The organism is Desulfotomaculum defluvii, assembly GCF_054657375.1.
Window position 1 is genome coordinate 617736 of record NZ_BAAHYV010000007.1, and the last position, 17455, is coordinate 635190.

The window sequence follows — 17455 nt, forward strand, 5'->3', positions numbered from 1 at the left end:
GACACCCAAGCAAAACATGCACAAATTGCCCAAGGCCCATGGTTTAAGGACGACCTATCATAAAAAATACCCCAAACCCAAATAGCTGACGGCTGAAGGCTAAATTACTCCGTATAATAAGGGCCAGTTTGCTTTTTCATAATACTGACAAGGTCCCAAAGCACTTTACTGGCTGATTCATGGAAGACTAGTGTAGCATGATTATCCCAGGCAGTTGGCTCTTTATTAATTATAACAATTTGCCGAGACAAATAGGGTAAAGAGGCCACTGGCTGTACCTGCAGGCTACTACCAATTACCAGCAGTAACTGGCAACCGGACATTACCTTTTCTGCCATAAAATAATCTACGGACATTGTATCGCCAAATAACACTACATGGGGACGCAAAAGACCACCGCAGTGTGGGCAATAATAATTCTGGAAAAGCTGCTCTAGATCGTAGTCATCTTTACAGTTTAAGCAAGAACACCCTCTTAAATGGCCATGCACTTCCCATACTCTTTGTGAACCTGCCTGCTGGTGCAAACCGTCAATATTCTGGGTAATCGTACCCAATAGCCAACCCATTTCTTCTAGTTGTGCTAAGGCAACATGAGCTTGATTGGGTTTGGCCCTTAGGCAGACATTCCACCATTTAAAATTAAGATCATAAAAGGACTTGGGATCTTTTTTTAGGGCTTGGATGCTAGCCACTTTTTGAGGTTCATATTGATTCCATAGCCCAGTATCTTTACTGCGAAAGTCTGGGATGCCACTTTCTGTGCTGATACCGGCTCCAGATAAAGCTAAGACTTTACCCGTGGTTTTAATTAATTCTGATAACCTTTGAATACGGTCCAGATATTTCAGTTTAAGACACCCTTTCATAAAGTCTTTTTCCTCTTCTTGTTTAAAAGTAATAAAAGTATTTCCACCCTTAACTTGACTTTTCCTTGACAAATTGGAACAAAAAATGTCGAAATTCAAAAAACTAGATAAGACAAAAAAATACCGCCAATAGGCGGTAAATTATTAGAAACTCTTCTTATGGGCTATCTTATCTAAGGAGTTTGCCATTCTTCTCATGTAACACAAAAATGGAATTGTCATAGCTAAAGAAGCTAAGGTCATTACCATTAGGCCAGATCCATGGGATCTATGGTGGTCATGAAACATAGAATAACACCCCCCTTATCATTATTCTTTATCATTTTTAAATGAGAAACTCGTAGAATATCATGGCATAAGACCCATTTTGTTTTTAGAAAGTATTTTATTTATAATCTTGTTTGATATGTTAATTTGACCAGAATTTTAAAATTTTATCAGAATTTGTTAAAGGAAACTGATTTAGATTGGTGAACTAGATGTAAAAAGAGTAACGGAGGAAATTTTGTGCTGGCAATTATTGATAGTGTTGCATTACTTGGTTTAGACGGTCAAAGGGTACGGGTTGAAGTGGATGTTTCTAATGGCCTACCTTCCCTTGATCTTGTGGGACTGCCCGATGCTGCGGTTCGAGAGGCTAAAGACAGGGTTCGTTCTGCCATAAAAAACTCAGGTCTGGACTTTCCGATGCAGAGAATAACTGTAAACTTAGCGCCTGCAGATCTAAGAAAGGAAGGTCCGGTATTTGATTTACCCATTGCTGTGGGTGTTTTAGCTGCCACCGGTCAGATTCAGTCTGAACTAACCAATGAGATATTATTTATTGGTGAATTATCTTTAGATGGATCTTTACGGGGTGTACACGGGGTCCTGCCTCTGGTTATGGCTGCAAGGGATATCGGTCTTAAAAAGGTTATCGTACCTATGGATAATGCAGCAGAGGCAGCATTGGTAAAGGCTGTTGAAGTATTTGGGTTAAAAGATTTAGCAGATCTTTCGGTGGCACTTAGGGGCGAAGCCAAACTAATACCATACCAAATTGGAGAATTGTCAACAAATGTTTACCATGAAGAGGAATTAGATTTTGCAGATGTGCGCGGCCAAGTAGCTGCTAAGCGGGCAATGGAAATTGCTGCAACTGGAGGGCATAACATTCTTATGTTAGGTAGTCCAGGATGTGGTAAAACCATGTTAGCTAGAAGGCTACCTTCCATTCTGCCAGAGTTGAGCTTTGAAGAGTCTTTAGAGGTTACCAAAATTTATAGCTTAGCTGGTCAACTGCCTGCCCAAAATCCTTTAATCAGAAAACGACCCTTTAGATCTCCTCACCACACAAGTTCAACCGCAAGTCTGGTGGGAGGTGGGAGGATTCCAAAACCTGGAGAAATAAGTCTTGCACATCATGGCATACTCTTTATGGATGAATTTCCTGAGTTTCATAAAGATAGTTTGGAGGCACTTAGACAACCTCTGGAAGATGGGTGCGTAAGTGTTTCCAGAGTAGCCGCCAGCTTTGTTTTTCCTGCCAATATTATGCTGGTGGGGGCGGCAAACCCCTGTCCCTGTGGATACCAGTTAGACAAAGAGAAAGAGTGCACTTGTACCCCACATCAAGCTCAAAAATATATAAACAGGATATCAGGACCTTTATTGGATCGCATTGACATTCATTTGGAAGTTCCCAAAATATCTTATGAAGAATTAAATAATGCTCCGCCTGGAGAAAACTCTGCTACCATTAAATCCAGGGTAGAAAAAGCTAGGGCTATTCAAAGGGAACGGTTTAAAAACCTTTCTATAGCCAGTAATGCTGCTATGGGGGCAAGGGAAGTTCGTAAGTTTTGTAGGACTGATACTGCTGGAGCAAAGTTATTGCATGGAGCCTTTAAGAGAATGGCTTTGAGTGCAAGATCCCATGACCGAATCTTAAAGGTTGCTAGAACTATTGCAGACCTAGCAGGTAGTGAGAACCTTTCAGCCAATCATTTGGCAGAGGCAATACAATACCGGAGTCTTGATCGAATACTCCGGGGTTAATTAGGGATAAAATAATATGGTAGAGGAGGTATTGATATGCACGCAAAGGATATTATGAGTACTAAAGTTATAACTGTAAAATGTGATACCACTATCAAGGAAATTGCTCAAATATTAATAGAAGAGAAAATATCAGGAGTTCCAGTGGTTGATGATGCAGAAAATCTAGTTGGTATAGTAACGGAAGGAGATCTTTTACACAAAGAAGCAAGTCCTCGAATTCCCAAATATTTTGGTATTTTAGGAGCAACAATATATTTTGGTGGCAATGAACAGTATAAAGAAGATTTTAAAAAACTTGCAGCCCTTAAAGCCTCTGAAATTATGACAACAAAGGTGATAACTGCTGATAAGGATACAGAAATTAGCGGTCTTGCCAATTTAATGGTTGAACATAATATAAAGAGAATACCCATAGTAGAAAAAGATAAAGTTATTGGTATAGTTAGTAGGGCAGATATTATCAAAACCTTTGCGGTCAAATAATATTTAGCCAGTGCATAGACCTTTGTTTTCCTTAATATATTGATAAAGTACACCCATGGTGTACTTTATTTTATCCTTGAAATTTCTCCAAAATCTTATCCTTATATAAACTTAATGCTGGGGAAACTACATTTCTTTTTTCCATTAAAATATTAAATCTTAGTATTTTTTCATTTAACTTTTTGGTTAACCGATTTTTTTCATTTTCTTCATAACAATAATTAATGAGTTTTTGTAAAGAGATAATCTCTTTTTTTATTTCCATTTCCTCAGGTACGACACCAGCATTTTTCAGCAGACGGTAACCTGCCCGAAGGTCTTCGGGTACATGGGACAGATCATCTAGTACTAGTGGTTTTCCACTACCAGGTAGATTATCAAAATCTCCCTTACTCATAGCTTCTTTTATTTTATTTTCTGCAAGAAGAGCAAAAAGATCCATTCTTAATCACCCTGCAATTTTGAAAGTATATTATTTACATGTTTTATATTTAGACATGTTTTGTTATATTCCTTTTTATTAATAATTCTTGCATTTAAAAGTTATGAATTTATTTATGCACTAAGTATTACAAATTTTTAGTTAATTATCATTATTGGACATATCACTTATGATATTATTACATCAGAACAAAGAAAAGACTTGGGGGACTTATTAATAAGAGGAAGAGAGGATAGAAAATGCTTAAGCATGATCAAGAAATAAGGCTCACGGATAGGGTTATTTTAATCGAGGCAGATATTACTGAACTTGAGGTTGATGCCATAGTTAATGCAGCAAATAACTCCTTACTGGGAGGTGGAGGGGTTGATGGTGCTATCCACTCTGCAGCTGGACCAGCTCTTCTAGAAGAGTGCCGTAAACTAAAGGGTTGTCCCACAGGTGAAGCAAAGATTACGGCGGGGTATCAGTTACCTGCAAAACATGTAATCCATACGGTGGGTCCAGTCTGGCGTGGAGGACAGTTCCAAGAAGAGAGCGTTTTAGCAAATTGCTATAGGAACTCCTTAAAACTTGCCGTAACGAAGGGGATCAAAACCATTGCTTTCCCACTAATTAGTGCTGGAGTATATCGATTTCCCTTGGAAGGGGCCATCAACATTGCCGTAAAAGAGGTGGTGCAATTTCTGAAGACTGATACAATTCTTGATAAAGTTTATATAGTTTTATATAAAAAATCCCCTGCCGCTATAATTAAACTACTAAATAATAGTCCGACCTGAGATAGCTTAGTTCTCTATGAAGGATACAGTTTAAGTAAGAGTATTGAGTAGCCTATCGTTCATAGTGTTCATATTTTATATAAAATAGTCAAAGGCAAAAGCCTCTGACCTTGTAAAGGGATTTGTTATGATTAATAAAATTAATAGTAAACTTATAAAATGTGACACCATGATACCTGATTCTCACAGGAGACATTTGGAAAAAACCCTAATATTCACCAATATCTATAGGCTTAATATACTAGCTTGGTTACTAATCATTATTAATGTTATTTTTATCTTTATTCAGCAAATATATATTGATCAGATTGGTTTAAAAAACATCGAATATATTGATCTTTCGCGGGTTCTTGAAATTGCCCCATATGTTTTTAAAATTAGAGTTGTCATCATTTGCTTTTCTGTATTTTTTCTTATTATATGTAGACCACCTGCACTTGTAGAAGGAATTGGTAAATTTCATGAGTATTGCGGGTTAGTATTTATATTATTTAACCTAATTGGATTTTCTATATTAACAGGGGTGATTAAATCCACTGGACCTGGTATTGCAACATCCTATACTATGGCAATTTTAGTAGTAGCGTCTTTTTGTTACCTAGACTGGCTAAAGTCAATTTTTATTTTTAGTTTTGCTTGGTGTGTAATGGGAATTATGATATGGAGTTTCCAATCTGATTGGTTAATAGCTATGTCAGCTATTCTTAATTGTAGTGTAATGACTGTTTTGGCACTAATCATTTCACGGGTTATTTATACCAGTCGGGTACGGGAATATTTAAATCTTAAGATGATAGAACTCCAAAAGGAGGAGTTGGTTAAATCCAATGAATTGCTTCAGCATCTAAGCTTTCTGGACGGTTTAACCAATATACCAAATAGACGAAATTTTAATAGTAATTTAAGTGGAGAGTGGAGAAGGGCTATTCGACAAAAGCAAGAACTTTCCTTAATGATGATAGATGTTGATAGTTTTAAAAAATATAATGATACATATGGTCATCAAGCTGGAGATTGTGTTTTGAATCAAATTGCAACAACTTTAAAAGGAATTCTTAAACGTCCAGGTGATATGATTGCCCGCTATGGTGGAGAAGAGTTTGTTGTGCTCCTACCAGATACAAATATAGTAGGAGCACGAAAGATTGCCACTAAAATGAAAGAAGTAGTGGAGCAACTAGATATAACCCATATACATTCTCGAACTGGGAAAGTAACCATAAGCATTGGAATAGCTTCGATGCAGCCTAAGGTAGGTGAATTGCCGGATATCATAATAGACTTAGCTGATAGGGCTCTTTACCGGGCCAAAAATAATGGTGGAAATCAATATTGTGTATTGGATGAATAAAAAGTGCCATTTGTTGAATTGTATGGTTAAATACTTAGTCATAATTCAACAAATGGCACTTTTTATCCTATAAAATTGTCTTAAAATTGCTTCGCACAGGGTTGACACCCTGCATAAAATAGAGTTAAATAATACATGTACGAAAAATTTTGATTGTGCAAGTGTCTAATAATTAGACAACCTTTTTAGATCATTAAACAAAGGGGAATTATTTTATGCAGTTGACGAAGAAAGAAATATTTTTTACCGGATTAGCTCTTTTAGCTATGTTTTTTGGTGCCGGAAACTTGATTTTTCCTCCAAACCTAGGTCAACAGGCTGGTGAACATTTATGGCCTGCAATTTTGGGCTTTATTATCACTGGTGTAGGATTACCTTTAATGGGTATTACGGCAGTAGCTAAAGTTGGGGGGGACTTAGAGTATTTAGCTAATAGAGTTCATCCAATTTTTAGTAAAGTAATTACTACGGTTGTTGTTTTATCCATTGGTCCTCTTTTAGCTATTCCGCGCACTGCAGCTACTACCTATGAAGTAGCTATAGTTCCATTCCTCGGTAATGCATCTGATTTAAGTCTAGCCATTATGTCTTTTGTGTATTTTACAATTGTGTTACTCTTTGTTTTACGTGGTTCTAAAATAGTAGATGATGTGGGTAAGGTGCTTACGCCTTTTTTAATAATATTTTTAGCTATAGTTATTATTAAGGGGATATTATATCCTCAAGGTACCATAGGTACAGCACAATTTGAATTACCTTTTTCCAAGGGTTTTTTAGAAGGATATAATACAATGGATGCACTTGCATCAGTAATATTTGGGATGGTTATAGTAAATGCATTACGGGCTAAGGGAATAACCGATAAAAAAGTCATTGAAAAAGCTACTATCTGGTCCGGCATAATTGCTGCCATCGGATTATCATCTATTTATATGGGATTAGCCTATATTGGTGCAACAACAGGTAGTAATTTTACTGGAGATAACCCTGGGCAAATGTTATCATATATCACCACAACTTTATTGGGTCCATTAGGTAAAATAGTAATTGCTATAGCTATGTCCCTAGCTTGTCTAACCACAGCCATTGGCTTAGTGGCTTGTTGTGGAAACTTTTTTAGTCGCTTGAGTAATTATAGAATTAGTTATAATAGGGTTTGTATTATTACTGTGTTAGTAAGTTTGCTTTTAGCAAATATGGGTCTTGCAAGAATATTGGAGATATCCGTTCCTTTGTTGGTAACTGTTTATCCTATTATTATAGTGTTAGTTATTCTTGCACTTTGCCATAATCTATTTAAAGGTAAAAGAATGGTTTATATTACAACAATCATCGGCACATCAGCAGTAGTTTTAACTGGTCTAGTAGAAATGATAGCAGCTAAAATAGGTATTGATTTCCAGATGACTAACAGTTTATTGGCAATGATACCCTGGCACGATCAAGGTTTAGGTTGGGTTATACCCGCCCTATTGACTGCGATATTTGGGTTACTTATTTCCCCAAAAACAAAGCAACAGATTTAGCTGAGATTTTATTATACGTCATAACCCGTAGACATTATAGCTTTACCCCTACAGTCCAATCCTGTAGGGGGTTTTTTTATGCATTATTCAGAGGTTATGGAAAATTATTATATTAAAGTAATAATAAATAAAAATATTAACAATGTGGAACAATTATTACCATTATAGTAGTAAATCCATATCATAGGAGGAGGCTTAATACCTAAATACACAATGAAGAGAGATTCTTGATGCGGGAAAATTATCAGTGGCAGAGCTTCAAGCGATATCTCAAGAATTATGTGGCTTTTTAAATTAGATGGGTGCACAAATTCAATGGATTAATAGGTATATAACAGATAACAAGATATGTTGAATTTATATTGCTCCTAATTAAGAAATGGTTCAGGAACGTGCAAGCAAAGAGGGGTTACCTGCCAATTAGATATCCTAGATTAAGCCAATCATTGATCCAACCACCGCTGAGAATTAATTATTTGCGGAGGTGAATTATTGTATCAAAAAGGACAAGCATTAAAAAAAGGTATAGAGAGGGCTAAGAAAATTGCTGGTGTTTGTGCTAATCAGAGCATCAATTGGGAGAGATTTGATGCGGATAAATTTATAGCAGAATATACGGATTTGAAAGATACTTTATTACAAAATAAAGATAAGTTTATAGATATAGACAATGTCTGGATATGTGAGTTGTTCCATGAAGGAAGAAAATTTGAAAATAGTTTGGAACAGATTCTCGATAGTATTAAACACTATCGAACGGGAGTTTTTCTATGGAAAAAGCGCTGGGAAGATAAACTAAAGGAACTAACAAAGATATCCGAGGATTTAAGACAATTTGAACAGGAAGTATTAGAATATCAAAATGTAACTATTTTTTCAGATCAAACCAATTCCATGGTATCTTCTAATCAGATGCTACGAATTATCAAACATAAGGAAAACCGGGCCTATGATTTTATAAATCTTAGATTATCGACTATTGAGAATAAGAGGGTCAGTTATGTGAGCCTAATTGTGGCCATTAGTGTAACGATTATTTCAGCCCTTAATTATTTTTGTGAATAGTATATTATATTACTTACTTCTGCAGTATGTATCGCCATTGTAAAGTTATATAATCCATTGGCATTGACAAGTGCTATTTGAGTGAGATGGTTTTTATTTTAATTATAAAAAGTGCACCTTCAAATATTAGATTATATCTAACAATGGGGGTGCACTTCATTTTGGCCAGCTACTTTATTATATATTAAATACCTTTTCAGCTTTATTCCGGGTTAGGTTGTCGATTATAGTATCACTTACTCCTTTAGACTTTAAGTACTGATATGCTTTTATTACAGCTGTAGGATCATTAGGGAATAGGTTACTAAAATCACAGTTTAACATGCCGTGTTGAAACTGTTCAATATTTTCATACAAAGCTTCGACGGTTACGTTTCTGGAGCGAATGGTAATGGCTGGTACAGCGCCAAATTGATTAACCTGATTCAGAATATCTAGATTAATATGGTCAATTATTAATAGGTTGGCCGGAATACTAACTTGAGCTGCAATATTTAGAGTTAGTTCGGTAATTTGTAGTCTGTTTTGAAAGGGGATATGAACAATTACAGGGACATTTTGGTCCCGGGCAACTTCAAATTGTGCTTTTAGCACATCCTTTTCTAATTGAGATCCTTGGTTCATACCCACTTCACCAAGCCCTACAACATTTTCTAACTTTAAGTACTCAGGCAAGGCATCTATAACCCTAGTCCAATCATGGGGTATACCTGCGGGGTGTACGCCAATAGCACTATATAATTTAATACCCAACCCTTCGGCATTCTTTTTATAAAATCCGGTAATAAGGCGAAAATGATCAAAATAGCTTTCTGAATGCTGAGCCCCTATAACAATGGCACAGGTAATCGCCTTTTGAATACCACCTTCGGACATGGCTTGTAAACCTTCGTAGGGCATCATAGTAACGTGAAGATGAGTGTCTACCAAATAAGACATAAACCAAAACCTCCTTTAAAAATAAATTATTTTGTAAAGGTTTAATGATAGCCCATGGGCTATCTGGACGAAGTTATTAGTCTGAGTCTATATTAATGTGTATTTTTTTCTTGAGTATAATTAATTGCTATTTTTAAATACTTTAATTCATCTTCGGATAATGGACACCCACAAGAAGGGCAGGAAAGTTCATCGTTTTCCAAGATTTCCTGGGAACAGAGGGAAAAGGAATGGTCACAATCCGGACATACAAATTGAATATTTAGTTCTGACAAGGAGACACCTCCATTATTTAGCATGCACTAGCTTTTGATTTCTTATCAGTTGATTTCTCTCGTTTTTTCTTAAGCTCAAGATATTTCAGATACATCGGTAAACAAAAAAGATATATACTAAAAGATAGAACCATCGGTTCCCAGGTAAAGCTATTGGACTTGTTAATTATGCCATCAATAAAAAGTACCAAAGAAACTAGAAAGATCACCGTTGACCATGACATCAATAAAGATGGTAGGGCACTTTTTGTTGGATGATATTTCTTAATACCAAGCAAGAAAAACAATGTGACGATACTCCAAACCCAAGATGCAAGCATTTTCTACTCCTTATCCTAGTACTATGTTTCATTATAGACTTATCTCAGAGGTTTGAAAACCTAAAACAGAAATATTTACTATCTATACTTAATACTGGTCAAGTTGTTAATGAGGAAACTAACGAAAAATAGAAAGTACCTGTGAAAAAAAGAACTATTAGAAAATAATACAAATCTATTGACCTTTAAAGTCTTTGGAGTATAATTGTATACAATAACGGTGGGGGTTATTAACTGCATCAGTTGCGGTTTAACTCTTGCCTACACACAACCTTTAAAAAGTCCACTTATGTGGACTTTTTTCATCTGATTTAGTTTTGTTCAACTATAAAACTTTTCAATATGCCTTAGGACAAGATATAATAAAATTCTAGTATATACTAATAGGGGGAAACTAATAATGTCTGAAGAAGATAAATTATTAACCAGTGATAAAGTTGTAGTTGGAGAGATTATTGCTGCGGAAAAGCATCCTGATGCCGAAAAATTAACAGTATGTACAGTAAATGTGGGTCAAGAGGAACCACTACAAATAGTTTGTGGGGCAAAGAATGTTGAGCCTGGCATAAAGGTACCTGTGGCATTACATGGGGCTAAACTTCCCGGAGGTAGAAAAATCAAGAAAGGTAAACTTAGAGGAGTTTTAAGTAATGGTATGATATGTGCTCAGGATGAGCTGGGATTTGAGAGGAATATAGATGGTATCTGGGTCTTAGATAATGAAACAGAAATAGGAACCCCAGTACCCTTTAAAGAAATAGTTCAGAAAGAAACTGAAGGTTAACAAAAGGGAGTTGTTGCTTTAATAGCAACAGCTCCCTTATTGCTTCTCCCTGTTTTACTAACCCTTGGTGCAATGTACAATCACCCAGGGGTGTTAAATTTAAAGGATAACACTAAAGAACCATACAATCATTAAAATTTGCAAAATCAACTTTAGCATGGCCCCACCTAAAAAACCTAGTAGTGTACCAAAACCCGATTTTAAAGCCTGATCGAAACTACGATGAGCTAATAATTCACCAATTATAGCACCTGCCAATGGACCTAGGATGATGCCCAAAGGTCCTAATAGGAAAAGTCCTGCAAACATACCGATTAGGGAACCGCCGATGGCTGTTTTGGAACCACCATATTTCTTAACACCCCAGATATTTGCCAGATAATCAACGGCAAAAATAAATGCTACTAGAATTAGCTGGCCAGCAAAGAATGACCAGGTTAAATGGGTAAAATCTTCAAAAAAACCATATATTAGCATGCCAACTATCAGTAATGGAGCGCTAGGTAAAATAGGTAGAATAATACCTGCCATTCCTGCAATAAAAAACAGGCATGCAATAATTAATCCAGGAGTTGACATTGTATCACCTCGTTTAAATATAGCCGTCAGCCATCTGCCATCAGTCTCCACTTAGGAACGAGTCTTAGAGTTATCGGCGTGGAGCTCAGGAGCGAACGGGGGATAACGATAGCACCCCCGCTGTATTTTACATAAGTGTTTGTTTTGAGTTTAGATTTTTTTATCATATTGTCTTATTATACCTAATTATACCGTAAAGAAGATAATTTGTTGAATCCCGTGGTAGGAATAATTGCCAATTTAAAGGAAGAAGGATATAATAATCGTTGTTACTTAAAGAATATACAAAAACGGTGGGTTGTACATGAACATAAGACTTTCACTGGCAGTTATGGTTGCCAAGTTTGCCGCCTTTGTCAGCCGAAAATTTGGTTGGAAAGGATCTTCCTTGCCTGGTGTAGTTGCTAGAAAATTATATAAAAATACCTTAAAGGATTTAGCGGGACAGGCCCGTCAAGGTGTTATTATGGTTACTGGCACCAATGGTAAGACAACAACCAATAATATGATTGCCAATATCATACAAACCGGGGGATACCGAGTTGTTATAAATCAAGAAGGTGCCAACTTAATTACTGGGGTAACCGCAGCCTTTGTAAAATACGCAAATTACTTGGGAAAATTAGATTGTGATTTTGCACTACTCGAGGTTGATGAAGCATCCTTTCCCAAGGTAGTTCAGGAAGTTAAACCACAATTTGTTGTGGTGAACAATTTTTTTAGGGATCAATTAGATCGCTATGGTGAATTAGACACCACCGTTAAATTGGTTAGGGAAGCCCTAAAGACTTTACCACAGGTACATTTAATATTAAATACCGATGATCCACTGGTGGCTCAGATGCAAAGTGCCACTGGTCATGATACAAGCTATTTTGGCCTTTCATCCAATCTACGGATAGAAAATGAGACAAAGCAAACTAGAGAATCTAGGTTTTGTCCCCATTGTGGTAATCAACTACATTATGATTCTTATCAGTATAGTCAGTTGGGATCCTATTCCTGCTTTGAATGCGGCTTTAAACGTCAAGAACCTGAGGTTGAGGCGCTGGCTATTGATAACCAAGGTACTTCATTAAAATGTCATGTTCGGTATCCCCAGGGACAAACTACCTTAACCATTAATACTCAGGGTTTCTACAACCTATATAATGCGCTGGCTGCCTTTTGTGTTGGTTATCTAATAGGTATTGATATCCAACAGATTCAACAAGGGCTGCTTAAATATAAACCAGCCATCGGAAGGATGGAAACCTTTGAATATCATGGCAAAAGGGCAATTTTAAATTTAGTTAAAAACCCAACCGGATTTAACGAGGGAATCTCTACCCTTCTTAGTATACCTGGCTCCAAAAGTGTGTTTATTGCTATTAACGATAATGATGCAGATGGCAGGGATATATCATGGCTTTGGGATGTTGATTTTGAACACTTGGCTAATGGTCAGGATAGTATTACAAACTTTACATGTTCAGGACTGCGAGGGGAAGAAATGGCCCTACGCCTAAAATATGCAGGGGTACCCATGGAAAAAATTACTGTTGTTAGGGATATGGCAAGAGCTATTCAAAAGACCTTAGAAGATTCGGGTGAAAGTGCATATCTTTTTTCTACATATACTGCCCTCTGGTCTGCCCAGAAAATATTATTAGGGTTGGCAGGAAAGGAGGAAGATCATGTTAAAGGTTTGTCATCTGTATCCTGATTTATTAAACTTGTATGGAGATAGGGGTAATGTAATTGCCTTTATGCAACGTTGTCGTTGGCGGAATATACCGGTAGAATGTGTAGAAGTAAATGTTGGCGAACCGGTGGATTTTAATGACATTGATTTTTTGTTCCTAGGTGGAGGATCTGATAGAGAGCAGAACCTAATGGCTGCAGACCTCCTTGAACGCAAAAATTCCCTTAAAGAAGCTATCGATCAGGGATTGGTAGTATTGGCCATATGTGGGGGATATCAGATGATGGGCCAATATTATCTTACCTTTGAAGGTCAAAAGATACCTGGCTTAGGTATCTTAGATCTTTATACAAAGGCTGGGGATGAAAGACTTATTGGAAATGTAATTGTAGAAATGAAAATTGAAACTGAAACTGTAAAGATTGTAGGTTTTGAAAATCATTCTGGACAAACCTTTATCGGAAATTTAGATCCCCTTGGTAAGGTTCTCGCAGGATATGGTAACAATGGGCAGGATGGTTTAGAAGGGGCGAGGTACAAGAATGTATTTTGTTCTTATTTACACGGACCACTCTTACCTAAAAATAGTAAACTGACGGATATTTTAATTAAACTTTCATTAGAACGAAGGGGAATAAAACAGGAGTTATTACCATTGGAAGATTATTTTGAAGATCAGGCTGTAAGTGTTATGGTAGATCGCTACATAAAAAAATAATATAAATTCCATAAAAGTATTGTCAGCTGCCCTACAATTTGCTACAATAATCACAAGGATTAATACTGTATACAGAATACGAGTACGGAGGTGGTTTCATGCAATACTTGCTGACATGGATCGAGGGAGAAGAAGTTTGTTACCGCTTGGTACCGAATTTAAACGTTGATAAATCTTCGATGGAAGACAAAAACTTAATTATTACCAAACTAGATCAGGAGGAAGCCAATCGAGATAATAAATCTTATCGCCATTAATCCGGGTCAAAAAAATATGATTAATTCTCTAACACTACTTATAGGGTAGTGTTTTTTATTTGTTTTATGATTATTTATATTCTTATAAGTTATAGGTAACTTTTTACGTTTAGGGGAATACAATAGACAAAATTTACAACTAAAATTGTATATCCGCATACTTATACAAAATGATTACAAAAAAGTTACTTTTAGTACAAACCTTCTTTTTATATGGTCGGCGGCATATAAATTTTATAGTAAGTTTTGTACATCTTATTCCCATTGCAAAGGAGTGATAAAAGAGTGGATTTTCTTAAACGTTTAGTGGATTACCGATCATTAGAAAATAGTTTGTCTTGGGAAGGTACTTTTCAGGACTACCTAAAAATTGTTAAGGAAAAGCCCTATATAACTCAACTGGCTCATGCCAGAATATACAATATGATAAAAGAAGCAGGAGTCAATGAAAAAGAAGGTAGCAAGGAATATAAGTTTTTTTCCAAAGAAATTTTTGGCCTGGATATACCTCTGGAAAAATTAGTTGAAGAGTATTTTCATCCGGCAGCACGTCGTTTGGATGTTCGTAAGCGGATTTTACTATTAATGGGTCCAGTTAGTGGTGGTAAGTCTACCTTAGTAGCAATGCTTAAAAGCGGGCTGGAGCAATTTAGTCGAACAGAAAAGGGTGCTCTCTACGGAATTAAAGGTTGTCCCATGCATGAGGAGCCACTGCATCTAATTCCGAAGGATTTACGGGAAGAGTTTGCCAAGGAATATGGAGTTTATATTGAGGGTGAACTTTGTCCATCTTGCCGTATGATGCTAGAAACAGAATACGGCGGTAGAATAGAAAACGTTCAGGTCGAAAGAGTATTTCTTTCGGAAGATGAGCGTACGGGGATTGGAACCTTTACTCCCTCAGATCCAAAATCCCAAGATATTGCAGATTTAACGGGTAGTATAGACTTTTCAACCATTGCGGAGTATGGTTCCGAATCAGATCCTCGGGCCTATCGCTTTGATGGTGAATTAAATATATCCAACCGAGGCCTGATGGAATTTCAGGAAATGTTAAAGTGCGATGAGAAATTTCTTTGGAATCTTTTATCCCTATCTCAGGAGGGCAATTTTAAGGCTGGCAGGTTTGCGTTAATTTATGCAGATGAAATGATTATCGCCCATACTAATGAAAATGAATATCGGACTTTTATTAGCAACAAGAAAAATGAAGCACTGCAATCACGTATTATTGTTATGAAAATACCTTATAACTTGAAGGTTACAGATGAAGTAAAAATATATGAAAAATTAATAAAGCAAAGCGATTTAAGTTCTATTCATATTGCGCCCCACGCCTTAAGAGTAGCAAGTGTTTTTTCAGTTCTGTCCAGACTAAAAGAATCGAAAAAACAAGGTATGGATATTGTTAAGAAAATGAAACTATATGATGGAGAAGATGTAGAAGGGTTTAAACAAAAAGATCTCAAGGAACTTCAAAATGAGGCTGTTGATGAGGGGATGAGTGGGGTTGACCCACGCTACGTCATTAATCGCTTGTCCTCAGCGTTAATTAGAACCAATACCCAATGTATTAATCCGTTAGATGTTTTAAGGGCAATAAAGGATGGATTGGACCAGCATCCATCTATAACCCAAGAGGAAAAGGAAAGACTTCTAAACTTTATCTCTATTGCACGCAAAGAGTACGATGAGATGGCCAAAAAGGAAGTGCAAAAGGCCTTTGTTTACTCTTTTGAGGAGTCTGCCAAGGTATTATTTAATAACTATCTAGATAACGTAGAAGCCTTTTGTAATGGAGTTAAAATTAAGGATCCAATTACCGACGAGGAAATGGATCCCGATGAAAAATTAATGAGGTCCATTGAAGAACAAATTGGTATATCCGAAAATGCAAAGAAAGCTTTCCGGGAAGAAATCTTAATACGTTTATCCAGTTATGCAAGAAAAAATAAAAAATTCAATTACAACAGTCATGAGAGATTGCGTGAAGCCATTGAGAAAAAGCTTTTTGCGGATTTAAAAGATATAGTCAAGATTACAACCTCAAGCAAAACTCCAGATGGAGAACAGCTTAAAAGAATTAATGAGGTCAGTGCTAGATTAATTGCTGAACATGGGTATTGTCCGGTCTGTGCCAATGAACTATTAAAATATGTAGGTAGTTTGTTAAGCCGCTAGGAGTGATAGCTGTGACATACAATTTTATCATATCCAGGGAGGATTGGTCACTTCACCGCAAAGGTGAAGTTGACCAACACCGTCACCGTGAAAAGGTACGTGAAGCAATTAAGAAGAATCTTGCAGATATTGTTAGTGAAGAAAGTATTATTTTATCCGATGGACGGAGAGTTGTTAAGGTACCTATCCGTTCCTTGGAACAGTACCGTTTTCGCTATGATGTTCGAAAGCAGAAACATACCGGCCAGGGAGATGGGAAAAGCAAGATTGGTGATATAATTGGCAGTGAACCTCAACCGGGTCCTGGAAAAGGTCCTGGAGCAGGAGAAGATCCAGGGCATGACTACTATGAGGCAGATGTAACCATTGATGAAATTGAGAAAATCGTATTTGAAGATTTGGACTTACCAAATTTGGAAGAAAAGAAGAACAAAAAATTGGCCTCTGAATCTGTAGAATTTAGAGATGTACGTAAATATGGGATCCAAAGTAATGTTGACAGGAAAAGAACTATACTAGAAGTTCTCAAACGAAATGCCTTAAAGGGTAATCCGGGTATTCATGGTATCACCCCGGAGGATCTGAGATATAAAACTTGGGAGGTTGTACCTAAGTTTGAATCCAGTGCTGTTGTCCTAGCCATGATGGATACCTCTGGTTCCATGGGCCCCTTTGAAAAATATATTGCTAGAAGCTTCTTTTTCTGGATGGTACGTTTTTTAAGGACTAAATACCAAAATGTTGAAATAGTTTTTTTGGCACACCATACTGAGGCCAAAGAAGTTACTGAGGAAGAGTTTTTTACCAAAGGGGAAAGTGGAGGTACCCGTTGTTCCTCTGTTTACCAGCTTGCATTAGATCTAATCAATACCAGGTATCCTAAAGATGATTATAATATATATGCTTTTCATTTTTCAGATGGCGATAATCTAACCAGTGATAATGAAAAATGTATTCAGTTAATCGATAAGTTGTTGGCTAAATGTAGTTTAGTTGGCTATGGGGAAATAGAGGGACCTTATTACTATACCAGTACTTTGAATTCATTCTTTAAAAAAATAAATCATTCCCGCTTTGTAAGTGTTAGTATTCGAGATAAGTCTGGGGTATATCCTGCACTGAGAGCTTTCTTCAAGAAACCCGACCAAAGGGGAGGGTAA

General features: G+C 36.6%; 17 protein-coding genes. 12 read left to right on the plus strand and 5 right to left on the minus strand.

Annotation, left to right across the window (positions count from 1 at the left end; genetic code table 11):
- Window positions 1-104: 104 nt before the first annotated feature.
- Window positions 105-869 (minus strand): SIR2 family NAD-dependent protein deacylase, encoded by a 765-nt coding sequence (locus ACYQ03_RS10135; RefSeq protein WP_459909697.1) that lies wholly within the window; start codon window positions 867-869, stop codon window positions 105-107.
- Window positions 870-1376: 507 nt separating this feature from the next.
- Here ACYQ03_RS10135 and ACYQ03_RS10140 point away from each other — a divergent pair.
- Window positions 1377-2906 carry a YifB family Mg chelatase-like AAA ATPase gene (locus ACYQ03_RS10140; RefSeq protein WP_459909699.1) on the plus strand — a complete coding sequence of 510 codons (1530 nt, stop codon included), beginning with the start codon at window positions 1377-1379 and terminating at the stop codon, window positions 2904-2906.
- A gap of 36 nt (window positions 2907-2942) precedes the next feature.
- Window positions 2943-3392: a CBS domain-containing protein gene (locus ACYQ03_RS10145; protein WP_459909701.1), complete on the plus strand. Its 450-nt coding sequence runs from the start codon at window positions 2943-2945 to the stop codon at window positions 3390-3392.
- Window positions 3393-3462: 70 nt separating this feature from the next.
- Here ACYQ03_RS10145 and ACYQ03_RS10150 read toward each other — a convergent pair whose 3' ends face one another.
- On the minus strand, window positions 3463-3834 hold the full coding sequence (locus ACYQ03_RS10150; RefSeq protein ID WP_459909703.1) for a DnaJ family domain-containing protein: 372 nt from the start codon (window positions 3832-3834) through the stop codon (window positions 3463-3465).
- Between the two features lie 239 nt (window positions 3835-4073).
- Here ACYQ03_RS10150 and ACYQ03_RS10155 point away from each other — a divergent pair, with 239 nt between their 5' ends.
- The 4 genes from ACYQ03_RS10155 to ACYQ03_RS10170 all read left to right on the plus strand — a co-directional run bounded on the left by ACYQ03_RS10155 (window position 4074) and on the right by ACYQ03_RS10170 (window position 8558).
- Window positions 4074-4616, plus strand: coding sequence for an O-acetyl-ADP-ribose deacetylase (locus ACYQ03_RS10155; protein WP_459909705.1), 543 nt, complete (start codon window positions 4074-4076; stop codon window positions 4614-4616).
- A gap of 127 nt (window positions 4617-4743) precedes the next feature.
- Complete coding sequence (locus ACYQ03_RS10160; RefSeq protein WP_459909707.1) at window positions 4744-5967, plus strand: GGDEF domain-containing protein; 1224 nt, start codon at window positions 4744-4746, stop codon at window positions 5965-5967.
- A 215-nt stretch (window positions 5968-6182) separates the two neighbouring features.
- On the plus strand, window positions 6183-7493 hold the full coding sequence (gene brnQ / locus ACYQ03_RS10165; protein WP_459909709.1) for a branched-chain amino acid transport system II carrier protein: 1311 nt from the start codon (window positions 6183-6185) through the stop codon (window positions 7491-7493).
- Between the two features lie 492 nt (window positions 7494-7985).
- A complete protein-coding gene (locus ACYQ03_RS10170; protein WP_459909711.1) occupies window positions 7986-8558 on the plus strand; it encodes a hypothetical protein in 573 nt (190 codons plus the stop codon).
- A 177-nt stretch (window positions 8559-8735) separates the two neighbouring features.
- Here ACYQ03_RS10170 and ACYQ03_RS10175 read toward each other — a convergent pair whose 3' ends face one another.
- Both ACYQ03_RS10175 and ACYQ03_RS10180 read right to left on the minus strand, forming a co-directional pair.
- Window positions 8736-9497 carry a TatD family hydrolase gene (locus tag ACYQ03_RS10175; RefSeq protein WP_459909713.1) on the minus strand — a complete coding sequence of 254 codons (762 nt, stop codon included), beginning with the start codon at window positions 9495-9497 and terminating at the stop codon, window positions 8736-8738.
- Between the two features lie 92 nt (window positions 9498-9589).
- Window positions 9590-9772 (minus strand): hypothetical protein, encoded by a 183-nt coding sequence (locus tag ACYQ03_RS10180; protein ID WP_459909715.1) that lies wholly within the window; start codon window positions 9770-9772, stop codon window positions 9590-9592.
- Window positions 9773-10492: 720 nt separating this feature from the next.
- Between ACYQ03_RS10180 and ytpR the strand changes: the two genes are divergently transcribed.
- Window positions 10493-10876 (plus strand): YtpR family tRNA-binding protein, encoded by a 384-nt coding sequence (gene ytpR, locus ACYQ03_RS10185; RefSeq protein WP_459909717.1) that lies wholly within the window; start codon window positions 10493-10495, stop codon window positions 10874-10876.
- Between the two features lie 99 nt (window positions 10877-10975).
- Here ytpR and ACYQ03_RS10190 read toward each other — a convergent pair whose 3' ends face one another.
- Window positions 10976-11455: a DUF456 domain-containing protein gene (locus tag ACYQ03_RS10190; RefSeq protein ID WP_459909719.1), complete on the minus strand. Its 480-nt coding sequence runs from the start codon at window positions 11453-11455 to the stop codon at window positions 10976-10978.
- Between the two features lie 304 nt (window positions 11456-11759).
- On the opposite strand from ACYQ03_RS10190, the gene ACYQ03_RS10195 reads away from it, so the two are divergent.
- The 5 genes from ACYQ03_RS10195 (at window position 11760) to yhbH (ending at window position 17455) form a co-directional block, all read left to right on the plus strand.
- The gene (locus ACYQ03_RS10195) at window positions 11760-13160 is read left to right on the plus strand and encodes a MurT ligase domain-containing protein (protein ID WP_459909721.1); all 1401 of its coding nucleotides are present in this window, start codon (window positions 11760-11762) and stop codon (window positions 13158-13160) included.
- A complete protein-coding gene (locus tag ACYQ03_RS10200) occupies window positions 13132-13857 on the plus strand; it encodes a type 1 glutamine amidotransferase (protein WP_459909723.1) in 726 nt (241 codons plus the stop codon). Before ACYQ03_RS10195 ends, ACYQ03_RS10200 begins: the two co-directional genes overlap by 29 nt.
- A 98-nt stretch (window positions 13858-13955) precedes the next feature.
- The gene (locus tag ACYQ03_RS10205) at window positions 13956-14114 is read left to right on the plus strand and encodes a hypothetical protein (protein WP_459909725.1); all 159 of its coding nucleotides are present in this window, start codon (window positions 13956-13958) and stop codon (window positions 14112-14114) included.
- A gap of 285 nt (window positions 14115-14399) precedes the next feature.
- Window positions 14400-16295, plus strand: a complete 1896-nt coding sequence (locus ACYQ03_RS10210) for a PrkA family serine protein kinase (RefSeq protein ID WP_459909727.1) — start codon at window positions 14400-14402, stop codon at window positions 16293-16295.
- Between the two features lie 11 nt (window positions 16296-16306).
- Complete coding sequence (yhbH, locus tag ACYQ03_RS10215; RefSeq protein ID WP_459909729.1) at window positions 16307-17455, plus strand: sporulation protein YhbH; 1149 nt, start codon at window positions 16307-16309, stop codon at window positions 17453-17455.

Excerpts from the sequence above, each read along its gene's own strand:
- ACYQ03_RS10135 (WP_459909697.1), bottom strand. The coding sequence starts at position 869 with ATGAAAGGGTGTCTTAAACTGAAATATCTGGACCGTATTCAAAGGTTA.
- ACYQ03_RS10145 (WP_459909701.1), top strand. The coding sequence starts at position 2,943 with ATGCACGCAAAGGATATTATGAGTACTAAAGTTATAACTGTAAAATGT.
- ACYQ03_RS10150 (WP_459909703.1), bottom strand. The coding sequence starts at position 3,834 with ATGGATCTTTTTGCTCTTCTTGCAGAAAATAAAATAAAAGAAGCTATG.
- ACYQ03_RS10155 (WP_459909705.1), top strand. The coding sequence starts at position 4,074 with ATGCTTAAGCATGATCAAGAAATAAGGCTCACGGATAGGGTTATTTTA.
- ACYQ03_RS10160 (WP_459909707.1), top strand. The coding sequence starts at position 4,744 with ATGATTAATAAAATTAATAGTAAACTTATAAAATGTGACACCATGATA.
- brnQ (WP_459909709.1), top strand. The coding sequence starts at position 6,183 with ATGCAGTTGACGAAGAAAGAAATATTTTTTACCGGATTAGCTCTTTTA.
- ACYQ03_RS10175 (WP_459909713.1), bottom strand. The coding sequence starts at position 9,497 with ATGTCTTATTTGGTAGACACTCATCTTCACGTTACTATGATGCCCTAC.
- ytpR (WP_459909717.1), top strand. The coding sequence starts at position 10,493 with ATGTCTGAAGAAGATAAATTATTAACCAGTGATAAAGTTGTAGTTGGA.
- ACYQ03_RS10190 (WP_459909719.1), bottom strand. The coding sequence starts at position 11,455 with ATGTCAACTCCTGGATTAATTATTGCATGCCTGTTTTTTATTGCAGGA.
- ACYQ03_RS10195 (WP_459909721.1), top strand. The coding sequence starts at position 11,760 with ATGAACATAAGACTTTCACTGGCAGTTATGGTTGCCAAGTTTGCCGCC.
- ACYQ03_RS10200 (WP_459909723.1), top strand. The coding sequence starts at position 13,132 with ATGTTAAAGGTTTGTCATCTGTATCCTGATTTATTAAACTTGTATGGA.
- ACYQ03_RS10205 (WP_459909725.1), top strand. The coding sequence starts at position 13,956 with ATGCAATACTTGCTGACATGGATCGAGGGAGAAGAAGTTTGTTACCGC.